At 72.3% G+C, this 26,599-nt stretch carries 18 protein-coding genes and 1 pseudogene; 9 read left to right on the top strand and 10 right to left on the bottom strand.

What is annotated here, in order from left to right:
• Window positions 1-344 precede the first annotated feature (344 nt).
• Together M1E25_RS18225 and ptsP are read left to right on the top strand one after the other, a co-directional pair.
• Window positions 345-794 (top strand): PTS sugar transporter subunit IIA, encoded by a 450-nt coding sequence (locus tag M1E25_RS18225; protein WP_251416885.1) that lies wholly within the window; start codon window positions 345-347, stop codon window positions 792-794.
• A gap of 59 nt (window positions 795-853) precedes the next feature.
• Entirely contained in the window at window positions 854-2,524 is a 1,671-nt protein-coding gene (ptsP, locus tag M1E25_RS18220) for a phosphoenolpyruvate--protein phosphotransferase (protein ID WP_251416883.1), read from the top strand.
• A 51-nt stretch (window positions 2,525-2,575) separates the two neighbouring features.
• On the opposite strand, the gene M1E25_RS18215 is transcribed toward ptsP, so the two are convergent.
• Together M1E25_RS18215 and M1E25_RS18210 are read right to left on the bottom strand one after the other, a co-directional pair.
• On the bottom strand, window positions 2,576-3,463 hold the full coding sequence (locus M1E25_RS18215; protein ID WP_251416881.1) for a DUF8829 domain-containing protein: 888 nt from the start codon (window positions 3,461-3,463) through the stop codon (window positions 2,576-2,578).
• A gap of 100 nt (window positions 3,464-3,563) precedes the next feature.
• Window positions 3,564-5,582 carry an acetoacetate--CoA ligase gene (locus M1E25_RS18210; protein WP_251416879.1) on the bottom strand — a complete coding sequence of 673 codons (2,019 nt, stop codon included), beginning with the start codon at window positions 5,580-5,582 and terminating at the stop codon, window positions 3,564-3,566.
• Between the two features lie 222 nt (window positions 5,583-5,804).
• Here M1E25_RS18210 and M1E25_RS18205 point away from each other — a divergent pair, with 222 nt between their 5' ends.
• Window positions 5,805-7,919 carry a glycoside hydrolase family 31 family protein gene (locus M1E25_RS18205; RefSeq protein WP_251416877.1) on the top strand — a complete coding sequence of 705 codons (2,115 nt, stop codon included), beginning with the start codon at window positions 5,805-5,807 and terminating at the stop codon, window positions 7,917-7,919.
• Between the two features lie 27 nt (window positions 7,920-7,946).
• Here M1E25_RS18205 and M1E25_RS18200 read toward each other — a convergent pair whose 3' ends face one another.
• On the bottom strand, window positions 7,947-8,459 hold the full coding sequence (locus tag M1E25_RS18200) for an NUDIX domain-containing protein (protein ID WP_251416874.1): 513 nt from the start codon (window positions 8,457-8,459) through the stop codon (window positions 7,947-7,949).
• Window positions 8,460-8,541: 82 nt separating this feature from the next.
• Here M1E25_RS18200 and M1E25_RS18195 point away from each other — a divergent pair, with 82 nt between their 5' ends.
• The 5 genes and pseudogenes from M1E25_RS18195 (at window position 8,542) to M1E25_RS18175 (ending at window position 13,872) form a co-directional block, all read left to right on the top strand.
• Window positions 8,542-9,351 (top strand): M15 family metallopeptidase, encoded by an 810-nt coding sequence (locus M1E25_RS18195; protein ID WP_251416872.1) that lies wholly within the window; start codon window positions 8,542-8,544, stop codon window positions 9,349-9,351.
• A 265-nt stretch (window positions 9,352-9,616) separates the two neighbouring features.
• Window positions 9,617-9,970, top strand: coding sequence for an Mpo1-like protein (locus M1E25_RS18190; RefSeq protein WP_251416871.1), 354 nt, complete (start codon window positions 9,617-9,619; stop codon window positions 9,968-9,970).
• 332 nt (window positions 9,971-10,302) lie between these two features.
• On the top strand, window positions 10,303-11,019 hold the full coding sequence (locus tag M1E25_RS18185) for an MIP/aquaporin family protein (RefSeq protein WP_251416869.1): 717 nt from the start codon (window positions 10,303-10,305) through the stop codon (window positions 11,017-11,019).
• A gap of 13 nt (window positions 11,020-11,032) precedes the next feature.
• A pseudogene (gene glpK / locus M1E25_RS18180) lies at window positions 11,033-12,555 on the top strand (glycerol kinase GlpK).
• Between the two features lie 102 nt (window positions 12,556-12,657).
• Window positions 12,658-13,872 carry a DUF4032 domain-containing protein gene (locus tag M1E25_RS18175; RefSeq protein WP_251416868.1) on the top strand — a complete coding sequence of 405 codons (1,215 nt, stop codon included), beginning with the start codon at window positions 12,658-12,660 and terminating at the stop codon, window positions 13,870-13,872.
• Between the two features lie 218 nt (window positions 13,873-14,090).
• Here the strand turns inward: M1E25_RS18175 and M1E25_RS18170 are convergent, their stop codons facing one another.
• Genes M1E25_RS18170 through M1E25_RS18160 form a run of 3 tightly spaced genes read right to left on the bottom strand, consistent with a single transcriptional unit; the run spans window position 14,091 to window position 17,503 of the window.
• Window positions 14,091-14,501: a DUF742 domain-containing protein gene (locus M1E25_RS18170; RefSeq protein ID WP_251416867.1), complete on the bottom strand. Its 411-nt coding sequence runs from the start codon at window positions 14,499-14,501 to the stop codon at window positions 14,091-14,093.
• A 36-nt stretch (window positions 14,502-14,537) separates the two neighbouring features.
• A complete protein-coding gene (locus M1E25_RS18165) occupies window positions 14,538-14,966 on the bottom strand; it encodes a roadblock/LC7 domain-containing protein (protein WP_251416865.1) in 429 nt (142 codons plus the stop codon).
• Window positions 14,963-17,503 carry a sensor histidine kinase gene (locus M1E25_RS18160; protein ID WP_251416864.1) on the bottom strand — a complete coding sequence of 847 codons (2,541 nt, stop codon included), beginning with the start codon at window positions 17,501-17,503 and terminating at the stop codon, window positions 14,963-14,965. Before M1E25_RS18160 ends, M1E25_RS18165 begins: the two co-directional genes overlap by 4 nt.
• A gap of 516 nt (window positions 17,504-18,019) precedes the next feature.
• Between M1E25_RS18160 and M1E25_RS18155 the strand changes: the two genes are divergently transcribed.
• Window positions 18,020-18,322, top strand: coding sequence for a hypothetical protein (locus M1E25_RS18155; protein WP_308290442.1), 303 nt, complete (start codon window positions 18,020-18,022; stop codon window positions 18,320-18,322).
• Window positions 18,323-18,364: 42 nt separating this feature from the next.
• On the opposite strand, the gene M1E25_RS18150 is transcribed toward M1E25_RS18155, so the two are convergent.
• From M1E25_RS18150 to M1E25_RS18135, 4 genes are all read right to left on the bottom strand, one after another.
• Window positions 18,365-23,119 carry a hypothetical protein gene (locus M1E25_RS18150; protein ID WP_251416860.1) on the bottom strand — a complete coding sequence of 1,585 codons (4,755 nt, stop codon included), beginning with the start codon at window positions 23,117-23,119 and terminating at the stop codon, window positions 18,365-18,367.
• Window positions 23,120-23,147: 28 nt separating this feature from the next.
• Entirely contained in the window at window positions 23,148-24,077 is a 930-nt protein-coding gene (locus tag M1E25_RS18145; RefSeq protein ID WP_251416859.1) for a hypothetical protein, read from the bottom strand.
• A gap of 57 nt (window positions 24,078-24,134) precedes the next feature.
• Window positions 24,135-25,688, bottom strand: a complete 1,554-nt coding sequence (locus M1E25_RS18140) for a hypothetical protein (RefSeq protein ID WP_372501046.1) — start codon at window positions 25,686-25,688, stop codon at window positions 24,135-24,137.
• A gap of 137 nt (window positions 25,689-25,825) precedes the next feature.
• Window positions 25,826-26,545 carry a GntR family transcriptional regulator gene (locus M1E25_RS18135; RefSeq protein WP_251416857.1) on the bottom strand — a complete coding sequence of 240 codons (720 nt, stop codon included), beginning with the start codon at window positions 26,543-26,545 and terminating at the stop codon, window positions 25,826-25,828.
• Window positions 26,546-26,599: the final 54 nt, after the last annotated feature.

Below are 26,599 nucleotides of genomic sequence, written 5' to 3'. Positions count from 1 at the left end.
CGGGCGCTTCCCTTCGGTGTTTCCAACACTACCAGGCATTTTCCGTCTCCCTGACCGAGTCCCGCGGACATGCAGAACGTGATCCGGAATTGGATTGCCATTCGAGGAGAGTGTTGCCACCCACGCTTCCGGTGCAGTGTGTCGTGCACCTCGCGTCGGGCAGGGCTACGACCCTACATCTCGACCCTGGGCAAGGCAAATTCAGCGTCGGGGGCATCGGCCGCGGCACCCCTGCGCGCGCCCAGGGGTGCCGCACTTCCTATGACTTACGCTTCTGACCACTGGCGTTGCCGCGAACAGAAGGTGGTGGCGCTTGACGTGACCCCATCCCCAGGAGGCCCTCCATGACCACCGTGACGTCCCCGATCGCCGGACGTGCCGTAGGGCTCTCCGCCGTGCCCGACCCCGTTTTCGCCGGCGAGATGGTGGGGCCGGGCACCGCCGTCGATCCGGTCCGCCGGGCGGGCGCTGCCGTGGCTCCGGTGGACGGCGTGCTCGTGTCGCTCCACCCCCACGCGTTCGTCGTCGTGTCGCCCGAGGGGCACGGTGTCCTCACCCACCTCGGCATCGACACGGTTCAGTTGAACGGTGAGGGTTTCGAACTTCTGGTGCAGAAGGGGGACACGGTGCAGCGCGGGGACGCGATCGTGCACTGGGACCCGTCGGGCGTGGAAGCCGCGGGCAAGTCCGCGGTCTGCCCTGTCGTGGCACTCGAGGCGACGGCCGAAGCACTCTCCAAAGTCGCCTCGGACACCGACCTGAAGGCGGGCGACACGCTTTTCGTGTGGCAGTGAGGGGACGCGTACAACATCCACTGCGGTGACCGGCCGCCGCACCGATCGGAGACGGTGACATGGAGACAACGCTGCGAGGCGTCGGTGTGAGCCACGGCGTGGCCATCGGCGAAGTCCGGCACATGGGAACGACCGTGCTGGAGCCGCCCGCCAAGCAGATCCCCACCGAGGAGGCACCGCGCGAGCAGGGACGCGCCCGACGGGCCGTGGAGGCCGTGGCCGCCGACCTGGTCGCACGGGGCAACCTGGCCGGCGGCGAGGCGCAAGCCGTCCTCGAGGCGCAGGCGATGATGGCGCAGGACCCCGAACTCATGGCCGACGTGGAGCGGCGCATCGCCGTGGGCAGCACCGCCGAGCGGGCCGTGTACGACGCCTTCGCCTCCTACCGGGCCCTTCTCGCGGGAGCCGGTGAGTACCTCGCCGGGCGGGTGGCCGACCTCGACGACGTGCGCAACCGCATCGTCGCCCGGCTGCTCGGCGTTCCGATGCCCGGAGTGCCCGACAGCGAGGACCCGTACGTGCTGATCGCCCGCGATCTCGCGCCTGCCGACACCGCGTTGCTCGACCCCGCTCTGGTCCTCGGCTTCGTCACCGCTGAAGGCGGTCCGACCAGCCACAGCGCCATCCTCGCCCGGGCCCTGGGCGTCCCCGCGGTGGTGGCCCTGCCCGGGGCAGTCGAGATCGCCGAAGGGACGACGATCGCCGTCGACGGCAGCACCGGCGACATCTTCGTCGAGCCGTCCGCGGACAAGCGCGAACAACTCGAGTCCGCCGCGGCCGAGCGCCGGGCCGCTCTCGCCGCGGCCACCGGGCCCGGCGCCACCTCGGACGGACACAGGATTCCTCTGCTCGTCAATATCGGAGGCCCCGCCGACGTGCCGGCGGCGCTGGATGCCGGAGCCGAGGGCGTGGGGCTGTTCCGCACCGAGTTCCTCTTCCTCGACGACAGCCGCAACGCCCCCTCCGAGGAGAAGCAGACCAAGGCCTACCGGCAGGTGCTGGAGGCCTTTCCCGAGGGCCGGGTCGTCGTCCGGGTCCTGGACGCGGGGGCCGACAAGCCGCTGGACTTCCTGACTCCGGCGGACGAGCCGAACCCGGCGCTGGGGGTGCGCGGACTGCGCACCCTCCTGGACCACCCCGAGATCCTGCGCACACAGCTGCGGGCGCTGGCCAGGGCCGCCGAGGGGCTTCCGGTCTACCTCGAGGTCATGGCCCCGATGGTGGCCGACCGGGCCGATGCCCGTGCCTTCGCCGACGCCTGCCGGGAAGCGGGCCTGCGGGCCAAATTCGGCGCGATGGTCGAGATCCCGGGGGCGGCCCTGCGGGCACGTTCGCTCCTCCAGGAGGTCGGGTTCCTCTCCCTGGGGACCAATGACCTCGCCCAGTACACCTTCGCCGCGGACCGGCAGGTCGGCGCCGTGTCGCGGCTGCAGGATCCGTGGCAGCCTGCGCTCCTCGATCTGGTGGCGATTTCGGCGGAGGCCGCGAAGGCCGAGGGCAAGAGCTGCGGTGTCTGCGGTGAGGCCGCTTCCGACCCGTTGCTCGCCTGCGTGCTGACGGGGCTGGGCGTCACCAGCCTGTCCATGGGTGCAGCCTCACTCCCCTTTGTAAGGGCCACGCTCGCCAAGCACACCCTCGCGCAGTGCGAGCGGGCGGCAGCCGCCGCCCGGGCCTGCGAATCGGCGGAGGACGCGCGGGCCGCCGCGCAAGCCGTGCTCTCCGGAGAGTGATCCGCGCCGTATCGGGTGTGCGCTGCCCGGCAGCGCACACCCGACCGGTTGTCATGCGTCCGGTGGCGGCAGGGTGAGCCCGGGGCGGTAGTCCACCCCGGGCTCCGGCGGCACGGGCTCCCCGGTCTCCGCATCGGTGCAGTATGCCGAGAACACCTCAGCCTCGGTGAGCGGGCGCAGCCAGCCGTCGCGCAGCGACCAGCCCCGCACCGTGTCCCGGCCGTCCTCCGTACTGCTCCGCAGGACCACGCCGCCGGGGCCACCCTCAGCCACGGCGACCGCGAGGACCGTGCAGAACACCAGGGCGTCCCACTCCCGGATGTGCACCTTGCCGGGTTCCGCACACTCTGCGTGCAGCACGGCGACCAGCTGCGCGCCGTCCGCCGGAACGCTGCACACCGCGTGATGGACACCGGGCTCCACCACCTCGGCCAGTCGCATCAGCGCCTGCGACGCCCGGAGGTACGCCGCGTGCCCGATGTCCTCCCCGTACCGGTCGCAGCCGCCCGCCCGGGCGAGGACGTCCGTGGCGTACTCGAACGTGGCGCGACGCGCTGCCTCGTCCACGAGCAGCGGCAGCAGGCCCCGGACGGGCCGCCCGTCGTAGACGACCGTGGCGCCGCTCGCCGCGACGCCCGCCGTGTACCTGGTCCGGCTCTCCGTCGCGTCCGGATCCAGGCCGTGCTCCTCGCAGAACTCCGTGAACTCCCCCGGATCGAAGACGGCGACGGTTGTGTGCACTCCCTGTGACTCCAGAGCGCGCAGCAGCGCCTCCATCCGTCCCAAGTACTCCTCGTGATCGGCGAACTTGAACGTGCGGTAGCCCGTCATCGCGGTGAAGTCCTGCTCGTCGACGAGCAGGGCGACCGTGCTCGGTGCTTCCCGGAGCAGCTCCCGCCAGCCGTTCGACCGGTTCCTGCCGCCACTGTTGGTTTCCATGACTCCCCCCTCAGCCCTCCGGTCAGCATGCGCGACCGACGATCACTCACAGTAACCGTGGACACTGACAGCGGAGGGTGACGAGGCGTCGCGCGGCGACCTACGGGGTGCGGGCGTCCGCGAGACTCGCGTAGAAGCGCAGCAGCTCGAGGTCGTCCACCGAGCCGGCGTTCACCGCCTTCTCCAACGGTGTGCCCTGCAGGAGACGTTTGACGGGGACCTCGATCCGCTTGCCGGTGAGGGTGTGCGGCACCCCCGGCACCTCGATGACGTCGTCCGGCACATGGCGCGGCGAGAGCTGTTCCCGGATGGTGCGCTTGATGCGTTCACGAAGGCCGTCGTCGAGCTCTGCCCCCGGCGCGAGGTGGACGAACAGCGGCATCCAGTATCCGCCGTCGGGCTGTTCGACGCCGATGACGAGCGATTCGCGAATCTCCGGGAGACGCTCCACCGCCTCGTAGATGTCCGCCGAACCCATGCGGACACCCTGGCGGTTGAGCGTGGAGTCCGACCGGCCGTGGATGACGACCGTGCCGCGCGAGGTGAGGGTGATCCAGTCCCCGTGCCGCCAGACGCCGGGGAACATGTCGAAGTAGCTCTCGCGGTACCGCTCGCCGTCCGGATCGTTCCAGAAGCGGATGGGCATCGACGGCATCGGATTGGTGACGACCAGCTCTCCGACCTCGTCCACGAGGGCCTTGCCGGTCGGATCCCAGGACCGGAGGTCGGTGCCCAGGCACGGTGCCTGGAGCTCACCGATGAAGACCGGGAGCGTGGGTACCGCGCCGGCGAAGCAACTGCAGACGTCCGTGCCACCGCTGACCGAGGCGATCCACATGTCCGCGGCCACTTCGTCGTGGATCCATCGGAATCCGTCGGGAGGCAGTGGCGACCCGGTGGTCGCCACGCACTTCACCGCGGAGAGGTCGAAGTCGCGGCCCGGGTGCACCCCCGCCTTGCGGCAGGCCATCACGTACGCGGCGGAGGTGCCGTAGACGGTGGCGCCGGTGCGCTCCGCGATGCGCCACTGCGCGGCAACGTCGGGATATCCGGGGCTGCCGTCGTACAGCACCACGGTGGAACCGACCAACAGGCCGGAGACGAGGAAGTTCCACATCATCCAGCCGGTGGAGGTGTACCAGAAGAAGCGGTCGTCCGGGCCGAGGTCGGTGTGCAGCCCGAGCTGCTTCAAGTGCTCGACGAGGATGCCTCCCTGGGACTGGACGATGGCCTTGGGCAGGCCGGTCGTCCCGGAGGAGTAGAGGACCCACAGCGGATGGTCGAAGGGCACCTGCTCGAATTCCGGTTCCACGTCGGCCGCGGTGAGGCGATCCCATGCGAGGGCTCCCTCGGGTGCCGTCGAGCCGAGCAGCGGGATGTGCACCACGGCGCGCAACGTGGGCAGTTCGCGGCGCAGTTCGGCGACGGTCTCGCTGCGGTCGTGCTCCTTGCCGCCGTAGCGGTAGCCGTCGACGGCGAACAGGACGACCGGCTCGACCTGCTGGAACCGGTCGAGGACACTGCGCGCGCCGAAGTCGGGCGCGCACGAGGTCCACACTGCGCCGACGGCAGCGGTCGCCAGGAGGGCGACGACGGCCTGCGGGACGTTGGGCAGGTATCCGCTGACCCGGTCGCCGGGACGTACCCCGAGAGCACGCAGCTCCGCGGCGAGGGAGCCGACCTGACGACGCAGTTCGGACCAGCTCAGCGGGGCGGGTTCGTGGGTCTCGTCGACGTGGAGCAGCGCCGGACGGGCGGAGCTGTCCGGATCCTCCGCCGCCCGCAGGGCGTGCTCGGCGTAGTTCAGTGTGGCTCCGGGGAACCACTGGGCGCCGGGCATGGCCGGGTCGGCGAGTACGGTCTCGGCGGGCGTGCCGAAGCGGACGTCGAACCAGTCGGCGACGGCCTGCCAGAAGGCCGGAAGGTCTTCGACCGACCAGCGCTGCAGCGCGGCATAGCTCGCGGCGGCGTCCCCCGGGACCGGCTGCGGGGCTCCGTGCCGCTCGGAAGCCCAGGTGTGGAACCGGGTCAGCCGGGCGTTCTCGATCCGGTCGGCACCGGGCTGCCACAGGGGCTCCGGCGGGGTGGCCGGCGACGATGCGGTGCTGGCTGCGGTCATGCGGGCGTCTCCCGGGGCGTTGCTCGTGTCGGGCGTCGCCGGCCGCACATGCGGGGCGCGGTCAGGACGCGGCTCATCAGGACCATGCCATGTGATCGACTTCCGCACCAGGGCGCACACCCCATATTCGGGGTGTGATCTGTGTGCGGGGACCACGGGTACCCAGGCGGCCGGGGCGTACCGGTTCTCGCGGTGCCGCGGGCCGATGGCAGGGTGACCGTCATGGATGCTCAGGACCTGGAGCGGTCGGCTGGGACGGACGGTGTGCGGCGAATGATGCGTGCCGTGCGGACGCTGTGGCGTCCTCGCCCGGACGGCGCCGGGGACGCCGGACGCGGCGAGCGGGCACGGGTGCCGGGCCCTGTGCACGGAGCGGACCCGGAGCCCGGCGGTGGGACGGTGCGTTTCGCCCGCTCGTCGCTGCGGGTCCGGGTGACGGTCGGCGGCGCGGTGTTCTGCGGGTGGGACGGCGCGGAGCCGGAGCCGTCGGACGCGCTCGGCGCGGGGTGCCCGGAGGCGGATCAGCGCGCGGTGCTCGAGCCCGACAAGGAGGGCGGGTGGCGCGTGGTGTCCGAGCGGGTGACCGTGGCGGTGTCCCGGTACGGAACGACGGAGGTACGTACGCCGGGCGGCGTGGTGCTGCGACGTGATCTGCCGCCGCGCTGGTGGGAGCCGGTGAACGGGGCCGGGCACGCCCCGCGCTGGATGCAGCGCTCGGAAGTGCCGGCGGACACCCGGTTCTTCGGGCCGGCCGGGCCTGCCACGGGTGCCCGGCTTCGAGACGGGTTGTACCGGCTGGGGGGCACCTCCACGGGTGGCGGCGCCGTCGCGGACGGCTGCCGACTGTCCGTGTCGATGCCGGTAGTGCTGGCGGTCGCCGACGCCGGAACGCATCTGCGCTTCCACGACACCCCGTCGGAGGGCCGGCTGCACGTGCGCGAGGGGACGGAGGGCGCCGGTTCGGGCCATGACCGGCCGGGCACCTGCGAGCTGCGGGTGGCGGGCGGTCCGCACCGGTCGTGGACGGTGGTGGGCAGCCCCGCACGGGTGCTGCATGCCTGGAGTTCGCTGACGGGGCCGCCGGTCGTGCCCCCGTCCTGGGCGCTCGGACACCAGCACGTTGTCCGGGGCAGCGGGAAGGACGTACAGCGGGCCGTGAACCGGCTCCGGGAACGGGGCCTTGCGCCGAGCTCCGTACATTTCCTGGAACCGGCCTGTCGTGCGGGGGCTTCCGGGGCAGTTGCCGGGGGTGGGGCAGACCGGCCCCGGCTGGCCCGCGAGCTGCATGCGGAGGGCGTGCGGCTGGTGTCGGTGCACGGCCCCGGGGCCGGCGCCCAGTACGCGGAAACCCCCTGCACGGAGTCCGAGGCCGGCCGGGACCGGCGCGAGGTCCCGATACGGGCTGCCGACCGTCCGGCGCCCCGCGGGGAGAGCCCGGGACCGCGTGAAACCCCGGCGCAGCAGCGCGTTCCGTCATCGGACGGAGGGCCGTTCCGGCTGTCGCGTCCGGTGCGGGCGGGCATGCAGCGGTCCGGCGGCACCTGGTCCGAGGGGAAGTCGAGCGGGTGGCCCGCCCTGCGCGAGGCGCTGGCAGCGGTGCTGGGACTGGGGCTGTGCGGCGTGCCGTACTCGGGGCCACACCCGGACGGCAACACGGGAGCGCGGCCTAACGAACTGGCACTGCGAAGCCTTCAGTTGAGGGCGTTGCTGCCATTGCTGCTCACCGACGGAACAGCGCTGGGCGAGCTTCTGGACCGGGGACCGGCGGACGAGCTGCTCGCCGGTGCGCGGGCAGCCCTGGCGCAACGGGACCGGCTGCTGCCGTACTTCGCGACTCTGGCGCAGGTGACGCGGCGCACGGGAGCGCCCTGGGTGCGCCCGCTGTGGTGGAAGTCGCCGCACGACCGGGCGTTGCGCGACTGCGACGACGCGTTCCTGCTGGGAGATGCGTTCCTGGTGGCCCCTGTGCTGGAGCCGGGCGTGCGTTCGCGGGAGATCCGGCTGCCGCGGGGCCGCTGGTACGACACGGCCACGGCAGAGGTCCACGAGGGTCCCGGACGGATCCGGTCGGCAGCACCGCTGTCCCGGATTCCGGTGCTGGCGCGGGCGGGTGCGGTGGTGCCGGTCACGGGGCCGGGGGGTTCGGCCGAGCTCGAGGTCTGGCCGCCGGCGCCGGGACGCAGGGGCGGCGGCCTGGCGGTGACCGCAGCAAGCGGAGCAGGCGGGGCGGTGGTCGAGCGGTTCACCACCCAACTGATCGACGGACGCGTCGAGGTACGCCGGGAGGGCGGTGCTCCGGCCGGACGAACCGTCCGGATCCGGGGCCGCTCCGTGTGAGCCGGCCGGGCTGCCGGGGCGTGCCGGTCAGTCCCGGAGGCGGCCTGCGAACCAGGCGTTCGCGACCCGGGTGTGCAGGGGGAACGCCAGCTCGCCGGGTCCGTGGCGGATCCCCCAGCCGTCGGTCTCGTCCGTGGGCACGGAGGGCGGGAGTTCTTCCCGGTCGCACACGGGCAGCAGCCCGAAGACCAGCAGGTGGTCGGGCCCGCTCAGCACGTCCGCGAGACGGACCGCGCCGGGAGCGGCCGCGATGCCGGTCTCCTCGGCGAGTTCGCGGACCACGGCACACCGCCAGTCCTCGCCGTGGTCGATGAAGCCCCCGGGCAGCGCGAGCAGCCCGAGCTGCGGCGGAACGGCGCGGCGGACGACGAGCAGGCCGGTGCGGTCACCGTCCCGGACGGGGAGGAGGGCGACGGCGACAGGCAAGGGGTTGCGGTGGTTCGTCCTTCCGCAGCCGGAGCACGGGCGCGCGCTTGCGGGGCCCGGTCCGAGCGGTGAACCGCAGTACGTGCAATGGGAGTTCGCCTCCGGCGGGGTCACAGCCAGGACCCTATCCGACACTTCCGGCCACGCAGCCCGCCACGGCTTCCCACGCGCCGCCCGGGGTGGTACACCCGAGGCCATGCCGAGACTTGCCGCAGCACTCCGCGCACTGGCTCTTTCCGCAGCCGCCGCCATGGCCGTCACCGCTGCTCCACCGGTGGCGCAGGCGGCGTCCGAACCGAAGGCCCCGAAGGGCTTCGTCGCCCTGCACGACGCCGACCCGACGATCCTGCAGGAGATCCGCTATCGCACGGAGCACAACTTCGTCGGGGAACCGATAGACGGCTACCGCGAGCCGATGTGCATCCTCACCGAGCAGGCGGCCCGCGGCCTGCACCGCGCTCAGGCCCGGCTGCTGCGCCGGGGCTACTCGTTGAAGGTCTACGACTGCTACCGCCCGCAGCGGGCGGTGGACCACTTCGTCGACTGGGCGAAGGATCTCGACGACCGGGCGATGAAGGACGAGTTCTACCCGGACGTCGACAAGTCCCGGCTGTTCGAGGACGGTTACATCGCCGAGAAGTCGGGGCACAGCCGGGGAAGCACGGTCGACCTGACGATCGTGCGGCTGCCCGCCGAGCCGACGCGGCCGTACGAACCCGGAGAGCCCCTGGTGCCCTGCTACGCACCGAAGGACGATCGGTTCCCGGACAACTCGATCGACATGGGCACGGGGTACGACTGCTTCGACACCCTGTCGCACACCATGGACCCGCGCATCCGGGGGGAGCAGCGGGCGAACCGGATGCTGCTCAAGAGCACGCTGGAGAAGCAGGGGTTCGTCAATCTGGCCGAGGAGTGGTGGCACTACACCTTCGAGCCGGAGCCCTTCCCCGACACCTACTTCGACTTCCCGGTGTCGCGGAAGTCGCTCACGTCCCGGCCGTGATCCTGAGCGTGGACGACGGTCTCGATCACCTCGGCTCCGAGAGGAACTGCGGTTCGCTCGGCATCGGGGCTTCGTCGGGACCGAGCGCCATGTGCTCCCGGGCGAGACCGTCCCCGCGAATCGACCTGCGTCTTCGGGGGGCCGTCCGCGCTCACGCGACCCGGTGGTCGCGAACCGAGGCCGGTCCGCGCTCGCACGGACCGGCTTCCGGTTCGCGGCTGCGCGAGGTCTCGCCGGGCCACGCCGCCTGCATTACGGTGCGCGCATGACGCAACAGACGTTCGAAACGTACGAGGGCTTCTGGCCGTACTACGTGGCCATGCACTCCAAGGCGGCGACGCGCCGGGTCCACCTCGTGGGCACCCTGACCGGCCTGGCGGTCAGCCTGTACGGACTGCTGAGCGGTGACTGGCTGTTCCTGCTGGGGCTGCCCGTGATCGGTTACGGAACCGCCTGGCCGGCGCACTTCCTGATCGAGAAGAACAACCCCGCCACCTTCGGGCACCCGCTGTGGTCGCTGCGCGGCGACGCGCAGATGATCGGCACGATGCTCGCGGGGCGCGACCGCGAACTCGCGGAGACCGCGGAGAAGTGGCTGGCGGAGCGCTCCACGGGCTGACCGGGCCGGCTGTCCCGCCTCGTCGCGTGCCCCGCACCGGCCCCCACGACGACAGCCGCGGGGTCACCGCGTGCCATTCCCGTCGGCGGCCTTGACGCCCCGTCACTCCGGGTGAAAACTTCCGGTGTTGTCAGTCGGCATCGCCGAACGCCGGTCCGCTGCCTCTGCGCCGCGGGGCCCGTGCGCGCTCGGCGATCCTCCGCATCGGCACGCTCGTCGCAGACGGCGGTCGGGGGCATCGGGACCCCGCCCACCTCGGCACCGCAGCAATGGGAACACGCACCCTGCACGGAACCGGGGCGAGCGCCCCGGGCGAGGGCCAAGGAGCCGCAATGGAATTCTCCAATGGGGACATATTCGTCGGTGAAGTGATCGGCACCGCGATCCTGATCCTCTTCGGCGCCGGTGTGTGCGCCGCAGTGACACTCAACCACTCCAAGGCGAAGGCCTCGGGATGGGTCGTCATCGCCTTCGGTTGGGGCTTCGGCGTTCTGGCCGGCGCGTACACGGCCGGGCCGCTGTCCGGCGGACACCTCAACCCCGCGGTGACCGTCGGCATCGCGGTCGACACCGGCCAGTGGGACAAGGTACCGCTCTACATCCTGGGGCAGATGGTCGGCGCGGCGCTCGGCGCCGTCCTCGCCTGGCTCGTCTACTACGCACAGTTCGGTCGCAACGACCAGCCCACACTGGGAATCTTCTCCACGAGCCCCGAGATCCGGAACCCGGTCGCCAACCTCCTCACCGAGATCATCGCCACCATGGGACTGGTGCTGCCGATCCTCGCTCTCGGGCTGACGAAGGGGCTGGGGCAGTCCGGGACGGGGACCCTGGTGGTGGCCTTCCTGGTCGTCGGGATCGGCCTGTCCCTCGGCGGGCCCACGGGATACGCCATCAACCCGGCCCGCGACCTCGGACCGCGCATCATGCACGCCGTGCTGCCCATCCCCCACAAGGGCACGTCCGACTGGGGCTACTCGTGGGTGCCGGTGGCCGGCCCGCTCATCGGGGCGGTTCTGGCCGGTCTGATCTTCAACGCTGCCTTCTGAACCAGGAGACGCCATGACGGAGAGTTACGTCGCTGCGATCGACCAGGGCACCACGTCCAGCCGCTGCATCATCTTCAATCGCGAGGGCGGCATCGTCGCCGTCGACCAGCAGGAGCACCGCCAGATCTTCCCGAAGCCCGGTTGGGTGGAGCACGACGCGGCCGAGATCTGGTCCAGGGTCCAGGCCGTGGTGGCAGGGGCACTGTCGAAGGCAGGTCTCCAGGCGGACCGGCTGAGCGCGCTGGGCATCACCAACCAGCGGGAGACCACGGTGCTGTGGGCCGGGCCACCGGTGAACCGGTGCACAACGCCGTGGTGTGGCAGGACACGCGGACGGCAGCCCTGTGCACCGAGCTGGGGGGACAGGACGGCCAGGACCGGTTCCGCGCGGCCACGGGCCTGCCGCTCGCCAGCTACTTCTCCGGGCCGAAGGTCACCTGGCTGCTCGACAACGTGCCGGGCCTGCGCGAACGGGCGGAGAACGGTGAGATCGCGTTCGGCACCATCGACTCCTGGCTGATCTGGAACCTGACCGGCGGGCCCGACGGCGGAGTGCACGTCACCGACGTGACCAACGCCGGACGCACCATGCTCATGAACCTGGAGACCCTGCAGTGGGATCCGGCGATCCTGAGCGCGATGAACATCCCCGAGGCAGTGCTGCCGGAGATCCGCTCCTCCGCCGAGGTGTACGGGACGGCCGTGGGCGGACTCGCGGGCGTCCCCGTGGCCTCGGCGCTCGGCGACCAGCAGGCCGCGGTGTTCGGCCAGACCTGCTACGGCGTCGGCGAGGCCAAGAACACCTACGGCACCGGCAGCTTCCTGCTGCTCAACACCGGTGAAACTCCTGTGGTCTCGAAGCACGGGCTCCTGACGACGATGGGCTACCAACTCGGCGGCGAACGGCCCGTGTACTGCCTCGAGGGTTCGATCGCGATCACCGGTGCCCTGGTGCAGTGGTTCCGCGACCAGCTGGGCATCATCGGCTCCGCGGACGAGATCGAGCCGCTCGCCGCAAGCGTCGAGGACAACGGCGGGGCGTACATCGTCCCGGCCTTCTCCGGTCTGTACGCACCGTACTGGCGCTCCGACGCGCGCGGTGTCGTGACCGGGCTCACCCGCTACGTGACCAAGGCACATCTGGCGCGCGCCGTCCTGGAGGCGACCAGCTGGCAGACCCGCGAGGTCGTCGACGCCATGTACCAGGACTCCGGCGTCAGGATCACCACACTGAAGGTGGACGGCGGCATGACCGCGAACGGGCTGCTGATGCAGCACCAGGCCGACGTGCTCGGGGTGCCGGTGATCCGGCCCGTCGTCGCCGAGACGACATGCCTCGGCGCTGCCTACGCGGCCGGGCTCGCCACCGGGGTGTGGCAGGACCTCGACGAGCTCGGTACGCACTGGAGGCGTGACGCCGAGTGGGCGCCGCGCATGGCGGAGGCCGAGCGCGAGCGCGAGTACGGGAACTGGCGCAAGGCCGTCGAGCGGTCCTTCGGCTGGCACGCGGAAGACCAGGGGGGCCGCGGGGCGTAGCCGGGAGATCCTGCCGTGGCGGCAGCCGCGCGTGCTGCCGCCACGGCCCCTCCGCAGGGGGCCTGCCCCGGGCCGGAAGGGCGTGGCGCACACTGGTGTGCCATGGAGCTGCAGATCACCGCCACCTCGCCCGAGCATCCGGCTGCCCTGCTCGACCTGCCGTGGAGCGTGCCGCTCGAGGAGTGGCCCGACGAACACCTGGTGGCGCTGCCTCGCGGCATCTCCCGGCACGTCGTGCGGTTCGCCCGGGCCGGCGACGAGGTGGTGGCGGTCAAGGAGGTCGGCGAGTGGGCGGCCGTGCGGGAGTACGGCCTGCTGCGCGATCTCGACCGGCTCGCGGTGCCGGCGGTCGACGCCGTCGCGGTGGTCACCGGGCGCGCCGACGAGCACGGCGACCCGCTGGAACCGGTCCTCATCACCCGCCATCTCAAGGGGTCCCTGCCGTACCGCTCCATGTTCGAGACGACCATGCGCCCCGGCACCATCAAGCGGCTGCTGGACGCGCTCGCAGTGCTGCTGGTCCGGCTGCACCTCAGCGGTTTCGCGTGGGGGGACTGCTCACTGTCGAACACGCTCTTCCGCCGGGACGCCGGTGCCTACGCCGCCTACCTGGTGGACGCCGAGACGGGCCAGCTCCAGCCGCGGCTCACCACGGGCCAGCGGGAGTACGACGTCGAGGTGGCCCGGGTGAACATCGCCGGCGAGCTGCTGGACCTGGAGGCCGGCGGGTCGCTGCACCCGTCGGTGGATCCGGTGCCCTTCGGCGAGGCGATCGCCGAGCGGTACCAGGAACTGTGGCATGAGCTCACCCGCCAGTCGGTCTACCCGCTCGCCAAGCGTCACTACATCGACCGGCGCATCCGGCGGCTGAACGATCTCGGGTTCGACGTGGCGGAGATGCAGATCCAGCGCTCGCCCGAGGGGGATGCGGTCACGTTCCTGCCGAAGGTCGTCGACGCGGGGCACCACCAGCGGCAGCTGCTGCGGCTGAGCGGCGTGGACGCCGAGGAGAACCAGGCCCGCAGCCTCCTCAACGACCTGGAGACGTGGATGGTCTCGCAGGAGGACTACGCGCCCGGTGACCCGCTGGGCGCGCGCCCCGAGGTACTCGCGCACCGCTGGGTGCGCGACGTTTTCCGGCCGACCGTACGGGCGGTGCCCCGCGAGCTGAGGGGGAACACCGATCCGGCGCAGATCTACCACGAGATCCTGGAGCACCGGTGGCGGCTGTCCGAGCGCGCCCAGCACGACGTCGGCCTGCAGGCCACCGTCGAGGACTATGTGACCACGCTGCCTGCTCCCGCAACGGAAGTCTGAGCGCCCGGAGCCCGGGTCAGCCGGCCCGTCGCGCGGTACGGCAGATCGCATCGGCGACCACGCTGTCATCCGAGCACCCAGCCCCATGACGAGCAGCATCGGTGACGCCGACGGGTCACCGAACGTGTCGTGATCGATGGTGCGCGGGCCCGGCTCGGCCCGTGCCATCGCACTCCCTCCAGTCCTCGACGGGCCGCAGGCCTCCCGCCGCCACCCCGTCACAGCGCGCGAAGGCCCTCGATTACCTCGCGCAGGATGCTCTCCTCGGGCAGTTCGGCCAGCGGCACCGGGCGTGAGACGCGGACCAGTTCCTCGTCGAGCAGGTCGCCGATCAGCACCCTGACCACCCCGACGGGCAGATCCAGTTCCGTGGCGACCTCCGCGACGGACTGCGGGTTGTCCTGGCAGAACCCGACGATGTCGATGTGTTCCGGCGTGAGGGAACCGCCGACGGGGTCGTCACCGTCCTCGAGTTCGGCGGGGGTGACCTCGGAGAGCACCAGAGCGATGAGGTCCAGGTGCTCGTCCGCCGCGGTGCTCGTGCGCCCCCGCGTCATGGCGTAAGGCCGGACGACCCGGCCGGCCGCATCGTCGAACCACCGCTCGTCTCCCTGGAACTCGTCGCTCATGCCGTCCCCCGCACTCGCCGCCGATACCCGCGCCCGTCAGCCTCCCGACCTCGGGGCGGTGGCCAGGTGCTGGCCCACTCGCTTGACCAACAGAGTCATCTCGTATGCCACTTGGCCGACATCGGAGTCCGCCTCGGCGAGCACCGCGAGACAGCTGCCCTCGCCGGCCGCGGTGACGAACAGGAAAGCGCCGTCGAGTTCGACGACGGTCTGGCGGACCTCGCCCGCGTCGAAGTGGCGTCCGACGCCCTTGGCCAGGCTGTGGAAGCCGGAGGCGACCGCGCTGAGGTGCTCACCGTCCTCGCGGGTGAGTTCCTTCGACGCACCCGTCATCATGCCGTCGCCGGACAGCACGAGGGCCTTGCGGATGCTGCCGACACGCTCGACCAGGTCGTCGAGGAGCCAGTTGAGGTCGCCCGCCGTGCCGGTCGCGGCGTCCTGTGCAGTTGTGTGCGGTGCGGTCATCGACCGTCCCCCTCCGATGTCGTTCCTGGTGCCGTCTCCCCGGCGGCTGCCGGGGATTCTCCTGTCTCCGCCCGGCCACGCTGCCAGCCGCGCTGGAGCGAGGCCATGCGGGCACGTACGTCCTCGGCGTCGCGATCGGGCTCGGTTGCCTCCGCCGGTTCCCCGCTGCTGCGGGATCCGGGCACGGGCCGGGCCTTCACCTGCGCGGTGAGACTCGCGTGCCGCTTGCGGCGCGGCAACCCGCCGGCTGTGCTCCCGCCGCCGCTCGCCGCCTTCCGCCCGGCCGCGTACTCCGCGGAACCGGCGCGCTGCTGCCCGCCCCGGTCGGGACGGGAGGATTTCCTCCGCGGCAGTTCCTGCCGCTCCCCGGGACGTGCCTGCCCCGTTCCGGACGTGGGCTCGCCGGCCTGCTGGTGCTGGTCCGCGGCGTCCGCATCCGGTGCCGGCTTGCGGAAGATCAGGCCCTCTTCGTCGCCCTCTTCGTCGGACGCGCCGACGGGCGCCTCGAGTTCGACGGACGTGTCCAGCACCGGAACGGAGCGCGGGGTGGCGGCCGTCGGCGTACGGCGGTGTGCACGTGCCCCGGAATCGATCCGGAGTTCTCCGGTGTCCTCCATGCCGTCCGTCCGGCCCGGGGCGTCCCCGGATCCGGCGGGCACTTCGGTGAGCAGGCCGGCCGGGAGGAACACCACTGCCGTGGTACCCCCGTACGGCGAGGGCTGGAGAGAGACCCGGACGCCCTGGCGCAGGGCCAGCCGGCTGACGACGAACAGGCCGAGCCGGTCGGTGTCGGACAGTTCGAACTCCGGCGTCTCGGCGAGTCGCAGGTTGGCGTCGAGCAGCACATCCGGGGCCATGCCCAGGCCCCGGTCGTGGATTTCGAGGGTGAACCCGTTGGGCACACGTTCGCCGATGACCTGCACCGTCGTGTGCGGTGGCGAGAAAACCGTGGCGTTCTCGATGAGTTCCGCGAGCAGGTGGGTCAGGTCGGCGACTGCGGGTCCCTTCACCGCCATGCGGGGCAGACGCCGCACCTCGACCCGTTCGTAGTCCTCGACTTCGGCAACCGCGGCGCGGACCACGTCCATCAGCCGGACCGGTTTGCGCCACTGACGGGAGGGGGCCGCGCCGGAAAGGATCACCAGCCCCTCGGCGTGCCGGCGCATGCGGGTGGTCATGTGGTCGAGACGGAAGAGGTCGGCGAGTTCCCCGGCGTCCTCGGTGCGCTTCTCCATGGTGTCGAGGAGGGTCAGCTGGCGGTGCAGCAGCACCTGGCTGCGCCGGGCGAGGTTGACGAAGACCTCGGAGACGCCCCGCCGCATGTCGGCCTGTTTGACGGCTGCTTCGACGGCCGCGCGCTGGAGCGTGTTCAGGGCCTGCCCGACCTGGCCCATCTCGTCGTGGCCGTAGGCCAGGCGGGGAGCCTCGGTCTCGACGTCCACCCGCTCCCCGGCCGCGAGCCGCCGCATGACGCTGGGCAGCCGGACGCCCGAGACCTCGTGGGCGGTCTTGCGGAGCCGGGTCAGGTCGCGGACCAGTCCGCGGCCGACCTGCACGGAGATGGCGATGGAGGTGATGACGCCGATGAGGCCGATGATTCCGGCGAATCCGGCCTTGGTGAGGACGGCGAGCGCGACCGGCTCGACCCGGTCGCGGTAACGGGCGGAGGCCTCGTCGGAGAGCTGGTCGAGGTCGTCGAGGACGGTGTCGGTCGCGGCGTGCCAGCGCTGGGCGTTGACGGCATCGACGGCACCGTTCGCACCGGCCGACACGACGTCGTCCTCGGCCACCCGGAGATCGACCGACTTGCTGCCGTGCCAGTAGGTGTCGAAGCGCACACCCTCCTCGGGCGGCAGGATGGCGAGGTTGGTCGTGTAGAGGATCCGGCGCTGCGCTATCCGGTCGGAGAACGCCCGCAGTTCGCTGAAGTCCATCCGGCCCGCGATGAAGGCGCCGGAGAGCAGGGCGTCCTCCTGGGAGAGCGCTTCGCGGGCCCGGGCCAGGCCGATGAGGGCGCGCCCCTGCTTGTCCATCTCGGCGTCCTCGAGGCCGTGCAGGGAGGCCAGCAGCGAGAAGCAGGCGTCGACCATGTCGTTGTAGCCGGTGAAGGCGGCGCTGCGGGTGACCGTTCCCTCCTCGACTTTGCTGCGCAGGGAGTCGAGTCCGTCCATCTCCTCGAGAACGGCGTTGAGCCGGCCCCCCGCCCCCGAAGCGGCCGCCCCGCTCGCCACGTTCTCGCGCAGCCGGTCGAGGTACCGGTCGGTGGTGATCTGGTGGATGTTCAGACGCTTGAGGGCGTCGGATCTGCGCGGGTCGGAGAGGTAGACCAGGGTCTGTCGGCGTTCCTGCTGCAGCTCGCCGACGACTTTCCGGGTCGGATCCCCGATGCGGTCGATGCTGCGCGAGACGTCGTAGAGCTGCTTGGCCTCACGGCCGGTGAGCACGGTCGCGAACGCCCAGATCGAGGTCAGCGACACCAGAGGCACCAGCAGCAGTCCCACGATCTTCCTGCGGACGGACTTCCCGCGAAAGCGCATGGCATCCCCCACGTCAACCCCGGCACATCGGAATGGTTTTCGGACAGCAAACGGCGCGAGCCTACTACTGCTCGGTCACCAACCCGAAGACCTGCCCAGTCCTTGATCGGCCGGAAGAGGAGTCCTCCGATCGGTCGATGTCGTCGGATGCACAGACAATTGCCCGCAGCCGGGACCGGTCGACGCGTGCACGGCGGGACGAACGGGGACAGAGCCCGGTCAATCCGTGTTCATCGCTCCCGTCACGGTCAGGAGGGAATTTCGGGGCGAGTCAGGACGTTATCGTTCAGGGATGTCCGAACCGCGCCGCAGGAGCGTGCGTCGTTCGTTTCGAACGCCGGCGAGCGGTCATGCGATCCGGCAGCGGGGGTGCATCGACGCGGGCGGAACGCCCATGGGAGGGGAGCCGAAAGACTCATGAGAGCCGGACACGAAGAAACCGTTGAGCGCCGCTCTCTGTGGACCAGCGAGCCAGCGGAGCGCCGGAGCACACCGGATCCGGTGCGCACTGCGGCCGTGCGCGCGTTCATACTCGCGTCCGTCGCCGTCGTCCTGGCGACCATCACCGTTCTGTGGATGCTTGCGGGCTCCTGGTTGGCGTTCCCCGCCGTGCCGGCCACGGTGCTGAGTGTGGTCGTGGCGACCTGGAGCGCGGTGGACGTGTGGGTGACGCGGCAGGTCTGGATTCAGCGCCACGGCATCGTCTCGGGACCGGGCAGTACGGCGCGGGCGCTCAGCCGTGAGCACCGCCTTGCCCGGCGCAGGGCCCGCACCGGGGCTCGGGTCCGCCCGGCGCACCGCTCCCTGCCCCAGGTCTGAGCCGGGGGCCGCGGCCCCCGGTTCGCACCGGACGGCCGCGGCTCATTCGGCGGCGACCTGAGGCCGCCGGAACATCCGCGTGGCGGTGATCTCGCCGTGCACGGCCTCCTCGTCGTCGGCCTGTTGGGGCAGCCCGGGCCGCAGGTGCTCCTCGACGCTGATGTACTTCAGGCCCGCCCGCAGGTCGGCGTCGTTGCGCAGCCTGATGACCAACGGGAACTCGGCGAGCGCCGTGGTGTCGAACAGGCCCGTCGTGTAGAGGAGCTGGACGCCCAGCGCATCGGCAACGGCCCGCTGCAGCTCCAGCAGATAGGTGGCGTTGGCCCGTCCGATGGGGTTGTCGAGGAACAGGGTGCCGGCGTGCCGGTGCCGGTCGCGGCCGCGGTCGTTGCTGCGCAGCGCGGCCATCGTGCAGTAGAGGGCGATGGCGGCGGTCAGCAGCTGGCCGCCGGAGAACACGTCGCCCATCTGTCCGACGGGAACCCGTTCGGCCCGGAGCACGGCGTCGGGCTTGAGGATCTCGACGGCCACGCCACGCGGTTCCAGCGCCGCGGCCACCGCGCGCAGGAGCAGGGACATGCCGTCACGGCGCAGGTCGGAGTTCTTCCGGACGGCCGACCGGGTGGCCTCGTCGACGACCTCTCCGAGGCGTTCGGTGAGCGTTGCCGGGTCCGGGTCGTCGAAGCGGATCCGCAGGAACTCCTGGCCGGACCACTCCCCCAGCCCTTCGGGAAGCCTCGAAAGACGCTGCGCGGAACGCAGGGTGGCGAGCGAGGACTCGACGAGGCCGCGGAGGCGGTCCACGATGCTGTCCCGGTTGCGTTCGAGCTGCTCCAGTTCGTCGGTCAGCACGCGCAGCCGCGGCGCGAACGCCTCCTGCCAGGCCTGTGCATGGTCGGGCAGTGCTGCGGCCGGCAGCTCACGGATCTGCTGCCGGGCCGGGGTGCGCACCTGCTCGTACCGGGTGGAGTTGGCGTGCCGGACGAGGACGTCGCAGGCGTCGCGCACCGTCGATTCGGCGGCGGACAGTTCGCCGGCGAAGCCGCGAAGGGATCTGCGCGAGGCGGCGGCCGCCTGCCGGGCCTCCTCGAGGCTTCCCTCGTAGGGCTCCGGCCGGTCGTGGTCCTCCGGGTCCTCGGCCGGGGCGGGCTCGCGAAGCAGATCGCCCAGGAGGGCGGCCGTCTCGTCGAAGCCCCCGGCGGCCTCCTCGGCCGCCCGGTGCGAACGCACCAGCGCCGCATGGGCCGCCTGAGCGGCCGCCAACTCCTCGGTGTGTGCGGCCAGTTCCGCCGTGGCGCGGCGCAGCAGCCGTTGGGCCTCCTCGGCATCGGAAGGGACGAGCCCATCGGGCAGTTCGGTGTGCGCTGCGCCATCGGCGGGCGCGAGCCGCTCGGCCTCGCCGCGGTACCGGCCGAGCTGCTCGCTGGCGGTCGCCGCCCGTGACTCGAGCATCTGCACCAGTGATACGGCCCGCGCGGCGGCGGCCTGCCGGGACGGGCCGTCCGCGCCGTCCGTGCTTTCGAGCAGTTGGGCAGCGCGGCTGCGGACCTTGTTGGTGAGACGGTCGAGTTCGGCGAGGGCGGCGCTTTCGTCGCCTTCGGCACGGGCCTGTTCGGCGCGCAGGTCGGTGCCGACGCCGACCTTTTCGTAGAGCCGGCTGGCCGCCCGGTATGCCTCGCGCAGCGCGGGCAGCGACACGCGTGGGCCCGATCCGCTCGAGGCGGGCAGGTCGTCGTGTGCTCCGGCCACCTCGGCGCGCTCGGCGCGCAGCGCACGGGCGGTGCGGTGTGCGTCGTCGGCGGCGCGTTGCGCGGCGCGACGGTCCTCGTCCGCGGCGCGGGCCCGTTCCAGGAGCGCCTCGGCCCGGCTCTCCGACTCCGCTGTCTCGTCGGCCAGTTCGCGCAGTCGGATCTGCCAACCCGACCGTTCGCGCAGCCGGAACGCCAGACCTGCCAGGGCGTCGGCGGCCCGGCGGGCCAGCTGGGCCGCCTCCTGGCGCTCGTCGCGGACGGTTGCGGCCTGCGCGGCAGCCTCCTCGGCCTCGGTGCGGGCGGCGCGGGTCTCGGCGAAGTGTTCCCGGGCCGCCTGGGCCGCTGTGCGTGCGGATGCCGCGGCGGCGGCGAGTTCGGCGAGGCGTCCGGGCGGGCAACCGGTGCACCACGAGGAGATGCGGGCGGCCAGCGCGCGGTCCCCGGAGAGCCGGGCGGCGAGTTCACGGATCTGCTCGTCACGCCGGCCGGCGCGGGCCCGCAGGGCCTGGCGCTCGTCATCGGCTGCGCGCTCGTCGTGCATCGCCGGGTTCGGGGGGACGAGGAAGACGTCCGGCTCGCCGGTGCCGGCCGGCGGTGTGGGTGCCAGGAGAGCCGCCGCGGTGCCCACAGCGACGGTCGAACGAGGCAGCAGTGCTGCGCCGTCCAGGACGGTGCGGGCCCGCTCATGGGTGGCGGGGTCGGTGATGACGACGCCGTCGACGAGCTCAGGGCGCGCCGCGAGTACGGCCGCGTGGTCCACCGGGTCGACCGACTGGGCCAGGTACCGCCAGCCGGGAAGCGCGGGGATGCCGTGCTCACCGAGGTACTCGACGGTGGCGAGCACGTCGGGCCCGGGCGGGAGCAGCCCGCCGTCACCGAGTGCTCCGAGGATACGGGAGTCGTCGGCGGCGGCCGTCCGCAGCTCGAACAGGTGGCGTTCGGCGGAGCCGACGCTCTCCTCCAGCAGGTCGCGCAGCCGCTCGGCGTTGCGGTCCAGGTCCTCGGCGGTGAGGTGCTCCGGATCCGCCGGTGCCGCGGTCGGGCCGGTTTCCCGGGGTCCGGCCGGGGAGGCGTGCCCGGCCGGGAGCGACTCGGCGCCGAAAACGAAGTCGTCGCCGGCTTCGCGTGGCCGGGGCGGACCGCCGGGAGCGGACGGGGGCCCGCTGTTCCGGGGGCCGGGCAGTACCGGGGCCGCGGCCGGGCCGGGCAGGCCGAGGAGTTCGGCAAGCCGTGGTTCCCGGGCAATGGCCTCGGCCGTGCGCCGCTCCGCCTCGTGGGCTTCCGCGGCGGCCTCGGCCGCGTCCGTGGCACGGGCCGCGGCGAGTTCGGCGCGGGCCTCCTCGGACGCTGCCTCCCTGGCCTGCTCGGCGGTGCTGCGGGCTCTTTCCCGGGCCAGGTCCCAGGCGGCGGTTGCGGACTCCTCGACCGCTCCGGCCTCCATCGCAGCGCGGGCCGGGTCGGCCTCGCCCGGGGTGTCGTCGAGCCAGCCGGCCCGGACCGCCTGCGCGGTCTCCTGTTCGACCTCGGCGAGACGCTCGCGCAGATGGTCGGCCTCGCTCCGGGCCCGCTGCGCGGCGGTCGCGGCGGCGGTCGCCTCGCGGTGCGCCGTCTCGCCCTCGGTGTGGAGCCGGGCCGCACGCTCCTCCTCCTGGCCGGCCAGTTGCTCGCCGTCCTCCGCGGCCGACTGCAGGGCCCGGACGAGGTCGGCTGCCGCCGTCGCACGGGCGGCGAGAGCGGGAGCGGCGTCACGCTCGGCTTCGCGGATCGCCGCGCTGACCCGGGCGGATCGGTCGGCGGCCGCACGGTGACGCAGCACCGCCTCGGCGGCTTGCCAGGCGGCGAGCAGGGTGCGGGCGTCGGAGAGTTCGCGGCGCTGCGCCGCCGCCGTCCTCTCCGCTGCCGTGAGTGCCAACGAAGCGTTGCGGTAAGCGAGTTCGGCGGCGATGCTGGAACTGCGGCCGCGTTCCTCCTCGGCCTTCGCTGCACTGTGCCCGGCCTCGGTGACCTGCTGGGCGAGGCCCGCGGCCCGGTCGCGTTCGTCGACGGACCGGGCGGCGAGCCGGCCTGCGAGGGCACGGGTGTGCCGTTCGGCTCCGGCGTGGACGTCGCGGGCGCGTTCCCGGGTGGCGGTCGCTTCGACGATCCTGCCGAGGAGTTCGACCGAACCGGCGGTGAAGTCCCGTTCTGCCATCAACTCCGCGCGCCGGCCCAGCTTGTGGGCGAAGCCGTGGACGAGGTCGGCGAGACCGTCGGTGTCACGGGTGTCGGTGACGGCCCGCAGCAGCAGATCCGTGAAGTCCGAGTCGTTCTTGACGGCGAACAGGCCGGCCGCCTCGCCTTCGTCGGCGTTCATCTCCCTCTGGTAGCGGAAGAGTTCGGGGTCGAGACCGAGGCCGCCGAGGTGCTCGTTCCACCGCTCGTGGATCTCCTCCCAGGCGACATCGAGGTTCGGGTAGGCCCGCCCCGCCTCGGTGATCGCGTCCCGGAACCCCTTCATGGTGCGGCGGCGGCCCTGAGCACCGGAGAGCCCCTCGACGGGCGGTCGCACGGCCGTGGACTCGGCGACCGGCAGCGAGTCCAGGCTCATGCCCGGCCCGGGACGGAAGGAGTACCAGGCCTCGGCGAACTTCCGCGGGTCGTTGGAGACCTGACGGCCCCGCCATTCGCTGACCTTGCCCACGACGACGCACTCGCCGGTGAGCGTGTGCTGCCACTCCAGGGCGACGTGCCCGCAGTCGTCGGCGAGCAGGAACTTGCGCAGCACTCCGCTGCTGGCGCCGCCGAGGGTGTTGCGGTGGCCGGGGAGCATCACCGAGAAGATCAGTTTGAGAAGGACGGACTTGCCACCGCCGTTCTCGAGGAAGAGCACGCCGGCGGGCGCGGGGCGGCGTGGCGGGCCGACGGGTTCGTCCTCGAAGAAGTCCGCCTGGGTGGGGGCGGGGCTGGTGACCGGTTCGCCCACCCCGCGCAGATCGAGGACGGTGTCGGCGTAGCGCGCACCCGCGGGCCCGATGGAGTAGAGGCGGACCCGGGACAGCTCGTACATGGCGGGGGACTCTCGTGTCTCGTGAGGTTCAGCTGTGGAAGGGCAGGCCGGCGTCGGCGACCAGGCCGGGTTCCGAATCGTCGGGCGGCAGGAGGCTGGGCGCTCCACCGCCGACCGGGACGACACCGAGCTCGAGCAGTTCCGCCATGGCGGAACTGCCGGCCATGTCCCGGACTTGGAGCTGGTACCGGGCGGTCGTGCGGTAGGTGCCGCCGGCGTCGTCCCCGGTGCGCTGGAGGAAGCCCGAGTCGGTGAGGAAGGCGACGGCCCTGCCGACGATGCCGGTGGTCGAACCGGCCAGCCGCCGGGCGTCCTTGGTGGCTCCGGTGGCGGTGCGACGCGCCCAGACCCGCCAGGCCGCCTCGAGGCCGGGGGCACCGGTCGCCGGATCGGTGTTCTCCCCCTGCTCCTCGGCCCGTTCCTCGAGCCGTCGGCAGGCCTGGCGCACGAACGCGTCGACGCCGTTGACGGTGATGCGGCCGACGTACCCGTCGTCGGCGAGGTCCGCCGGGCGGGGGAAGGCCAGAGCGGCGACGGCGAGGTGGGCCAGCCCGTGCAGGAAGCGGTCGGATGCCTCGGACGAGGCGCGGCGGGCGTAGTCGCCCATCCGCACGGCGAAGACCGAGTCGTCGGCCGCGGCCAGGGCCATGCCGGCGCGGGTGGAGACCTCGAGGACGACGAGCCCGAGCCCGGTGGCGACGGCGTCCGCGAGCCGGGCGAAGGCCGGTTCGTCACGGTACCGCCGCAGCAGCTCCGCGTATTCCGCGTCGCGCGCCGGCAACAGCTTGGGCTGGAGGCCGAAGGAGACGAGCCGGGCCGCGTCGGCGGCGTCCGCGGGCGTGGGACCACCGGGGGCCGCGGTACGGGTGCCGGGGTCGGCGGAAGCGGCGTACGTCTCGTCCTCGCCGGGGGCGGCGGCCCCGTGCCGGGTCCGCTCGTCGGCGTGGTGATCACTCAACTCTGCTCCTCCTCGGTGGCGTTCGGTGCCTGTGCCGGTGGGACGGGGACGGGGCGCTCACGCCGTTTCCGAGCGGCCGGCGGCCATGCCCGCCGCGTCCAGCAGGGCGGTGCCGACGATCAGATCGGCGCCGCCGAATTCGGGATCGTCGAGGTCGGTGCCGTCGTCGGCCGCGAACAACAGGCGCTGCTCACCCTGCCGGTACGCGGCGCCGACCGGAGGGCTGGCCGCGTGGACGGCCAGCAGGGCCACGAGATAGGGAAGTTCGGGGTCCTGCCGCCTGGCGTCGGCGAGCAGGCCGGACAGCCGTCGCGGGGCGTCGGGGGGGATCGCGAGGAGTTCCATGGCGGCCGTCAGCTGCTTCTCGCTGAACCGGCTGTCGTCCGGGGTGGCGACGAGGTCCGGCTCGGGCATCTCGGCACCGAGGTGATCGCGCTCCAGCGGCGGCGTGAGGAGCGACTCGACGAGGTCGCCGACGCGTACGGCGTGCGGGGTGCGCAGGCCGGTCCCGCGGGCGAAGAAGGCGTCGGTCACGCGGACGGCACGTTCGACCGGGAGCGGCAGCAGGGGCGCCAGGAGCTGGCCGTACAGGTCGAGGCCCGAGTGCGCGGCGGGGGCGGTGAACGCCTGGCGGTCCTGCTCGGCTCGGAAGAGCGGCCCCGCCTCCAGCAGGCGGGACTGCAGCTGGGTGTGACGCCGGATGCAGTCCTTGACGATGTCGACGAGTTCGGCCGCGCGCCGCTTGTGCTCGCCCGTCCGTTCGTCGGCGTTCTCCGCTTCGTCGCGGACCTTGCGGATGTTGGTGAGGATGGCGTTCTCGTGCCGGTACCGGTCGGCGACATGGTCGAGAGCTTCGGCGATCATGTCCGGAACGGCGTGCAGCCAGTCGACGGCCCGGACGTTGCGCCGGGTCGCCTCGAGGGTCCGGCGCAGCGTCTCGGCGTACTGGACCGTGCGGTAGCGGGCCTGCTCGGCGGCGAGCTGGGCGTCGGCGAGGCGTCCGCGGTTGATGAGGACCTCGAGCTTGACCTCGGCCGCGATCTGGGCGCTGGTGACGTCCGTGTCGAGGGCGCCGACGAGCACGTTGACCGCCTCGTCGGTGGTCCGCAGGTAGACCCCGCCACCGGCCCCGGGAACCTCCTCGATGAGCTTGAAGTCGTAGTCGCGGCGGACATAGGAACCGTCCGGGCCGAACGTGCCGTAGACGGCACGGAATCCGCGGTCGACGCTGCCGACGTTGATCAGGTTCTCCAGCACCCAGCGGGCCACCCGCTCGTACTCCGCGGCCGGCCGGTCCGGGGCCTGGACGGCGGCCCGGGGCAGCAGCCTGGCCACTATCTGGTCGTGGTCGGCACCGGTGTCGAAGTCCATGTTCAGGGTGACCAGGTCGATGGCCGCCAGGGCGAGTTCCGCCATGGCGTACACCGAGTACTCGCCGGCGAGGTTGGCCTTGCGCACGTCGAGGTCGTGCAGCGGTGCGGTGCAGGCGAGCGCGCGCAGCCGCCGGGCCAGTCCCTCGTCCGCGGCGGGCCCGGGGGCGGGTCGCGCGGAAGCGATGGGACGGCCGGACCCTGCAGGCCGGGAGGGGGCGGACGGCGCGTACGAATTCACGTGCACAGATTAGGTGGTCCTGCCGACATCGACCGAAACGGCGCGGACCGGACCCCCGGATCGCCGGGGCCGGCCGTCCGAGGGCGCCGGCCTGCAGCGAGGACGCGCCTGGCGTCCGTCGCCCGGTCCGCCGCGGCTCAGCCCCGGTCCGCCGCGACCTGCCGGCCGTAGGCCTCGGCCAGTTGCCGGCGGGAGTCAGCAAGGTAGGCGGCGAGCAGGCGTTCCGCACCCGGGGCGTCCCCGCTGCGCAGGGCCTCGAGGATCTCCCGGTTGCGCTCCAGGTAGGGCGCGTAGAAGCGCTGCGGGTCCTCCATCACATGGAAGGCGAGCCGCAGTTCGGCCAGGACGCCGCGCATCAGCTCGTCGGTGCGGGGGCTGCGGGCGAGTCCGGCCACTGCCTGGTGGAAACGGATGTTGGCGGTCGACAGGTCCTGCCAGGCGCGTTCCCCGGCCGCGCGCTCGCCGGCGGCGACCGCGGATTCGATGGCGTCGAGCAGGTAGGGGGGGTCGCCGAGGCTGCGGACGGCAGCGCATTCGATCAGCTCGCGCACCCGGTAGATGTCGACGAGGTCGTCGACGGTCAGCCTTCTGACGAAGACGCCGCGGTTCAGCCGGTGCACGAGCAGCCGCTCGTGAGTGAGCAGCCGGAACGCCTCGCGAAGTGTGTTGCGCGACACACCCAGCGCTCCGCCTATACCGTCCTCGGACAGCCGGACCCCCGGCGGGAAGAAGCCTTCGGCCACCCTGTCGCGCAGGATGTCCGCGACGCGTTCGGCAGTGCTGGTGCGCCCCAGCAGCGCCCGGTCGGTCTCCAGGCCGCTCAGCTCCGCCAGCCGCCGCTCGCCCTCGTCCGTCACCGCGTCCTCGTCTTTCGTTCCGCTGCCCCGCCGGTTCCTCCCGGTCAGGAGGAT

The sequence above is a fragment of the Streptomyces meridianus genome (assembly GCF_023703325.1).
GTDB lineage: Bacteria > Actinomycetota > Actinomycetes > Streptomycetales > Streptomycetaceae > Streptomyces > Streptomyces meridianus.
The sequence above is the reverse complement of the archived record's forward strand: the minus strand, read 5'-3'. Positions and strand labels throughout refer to the sequence as shown.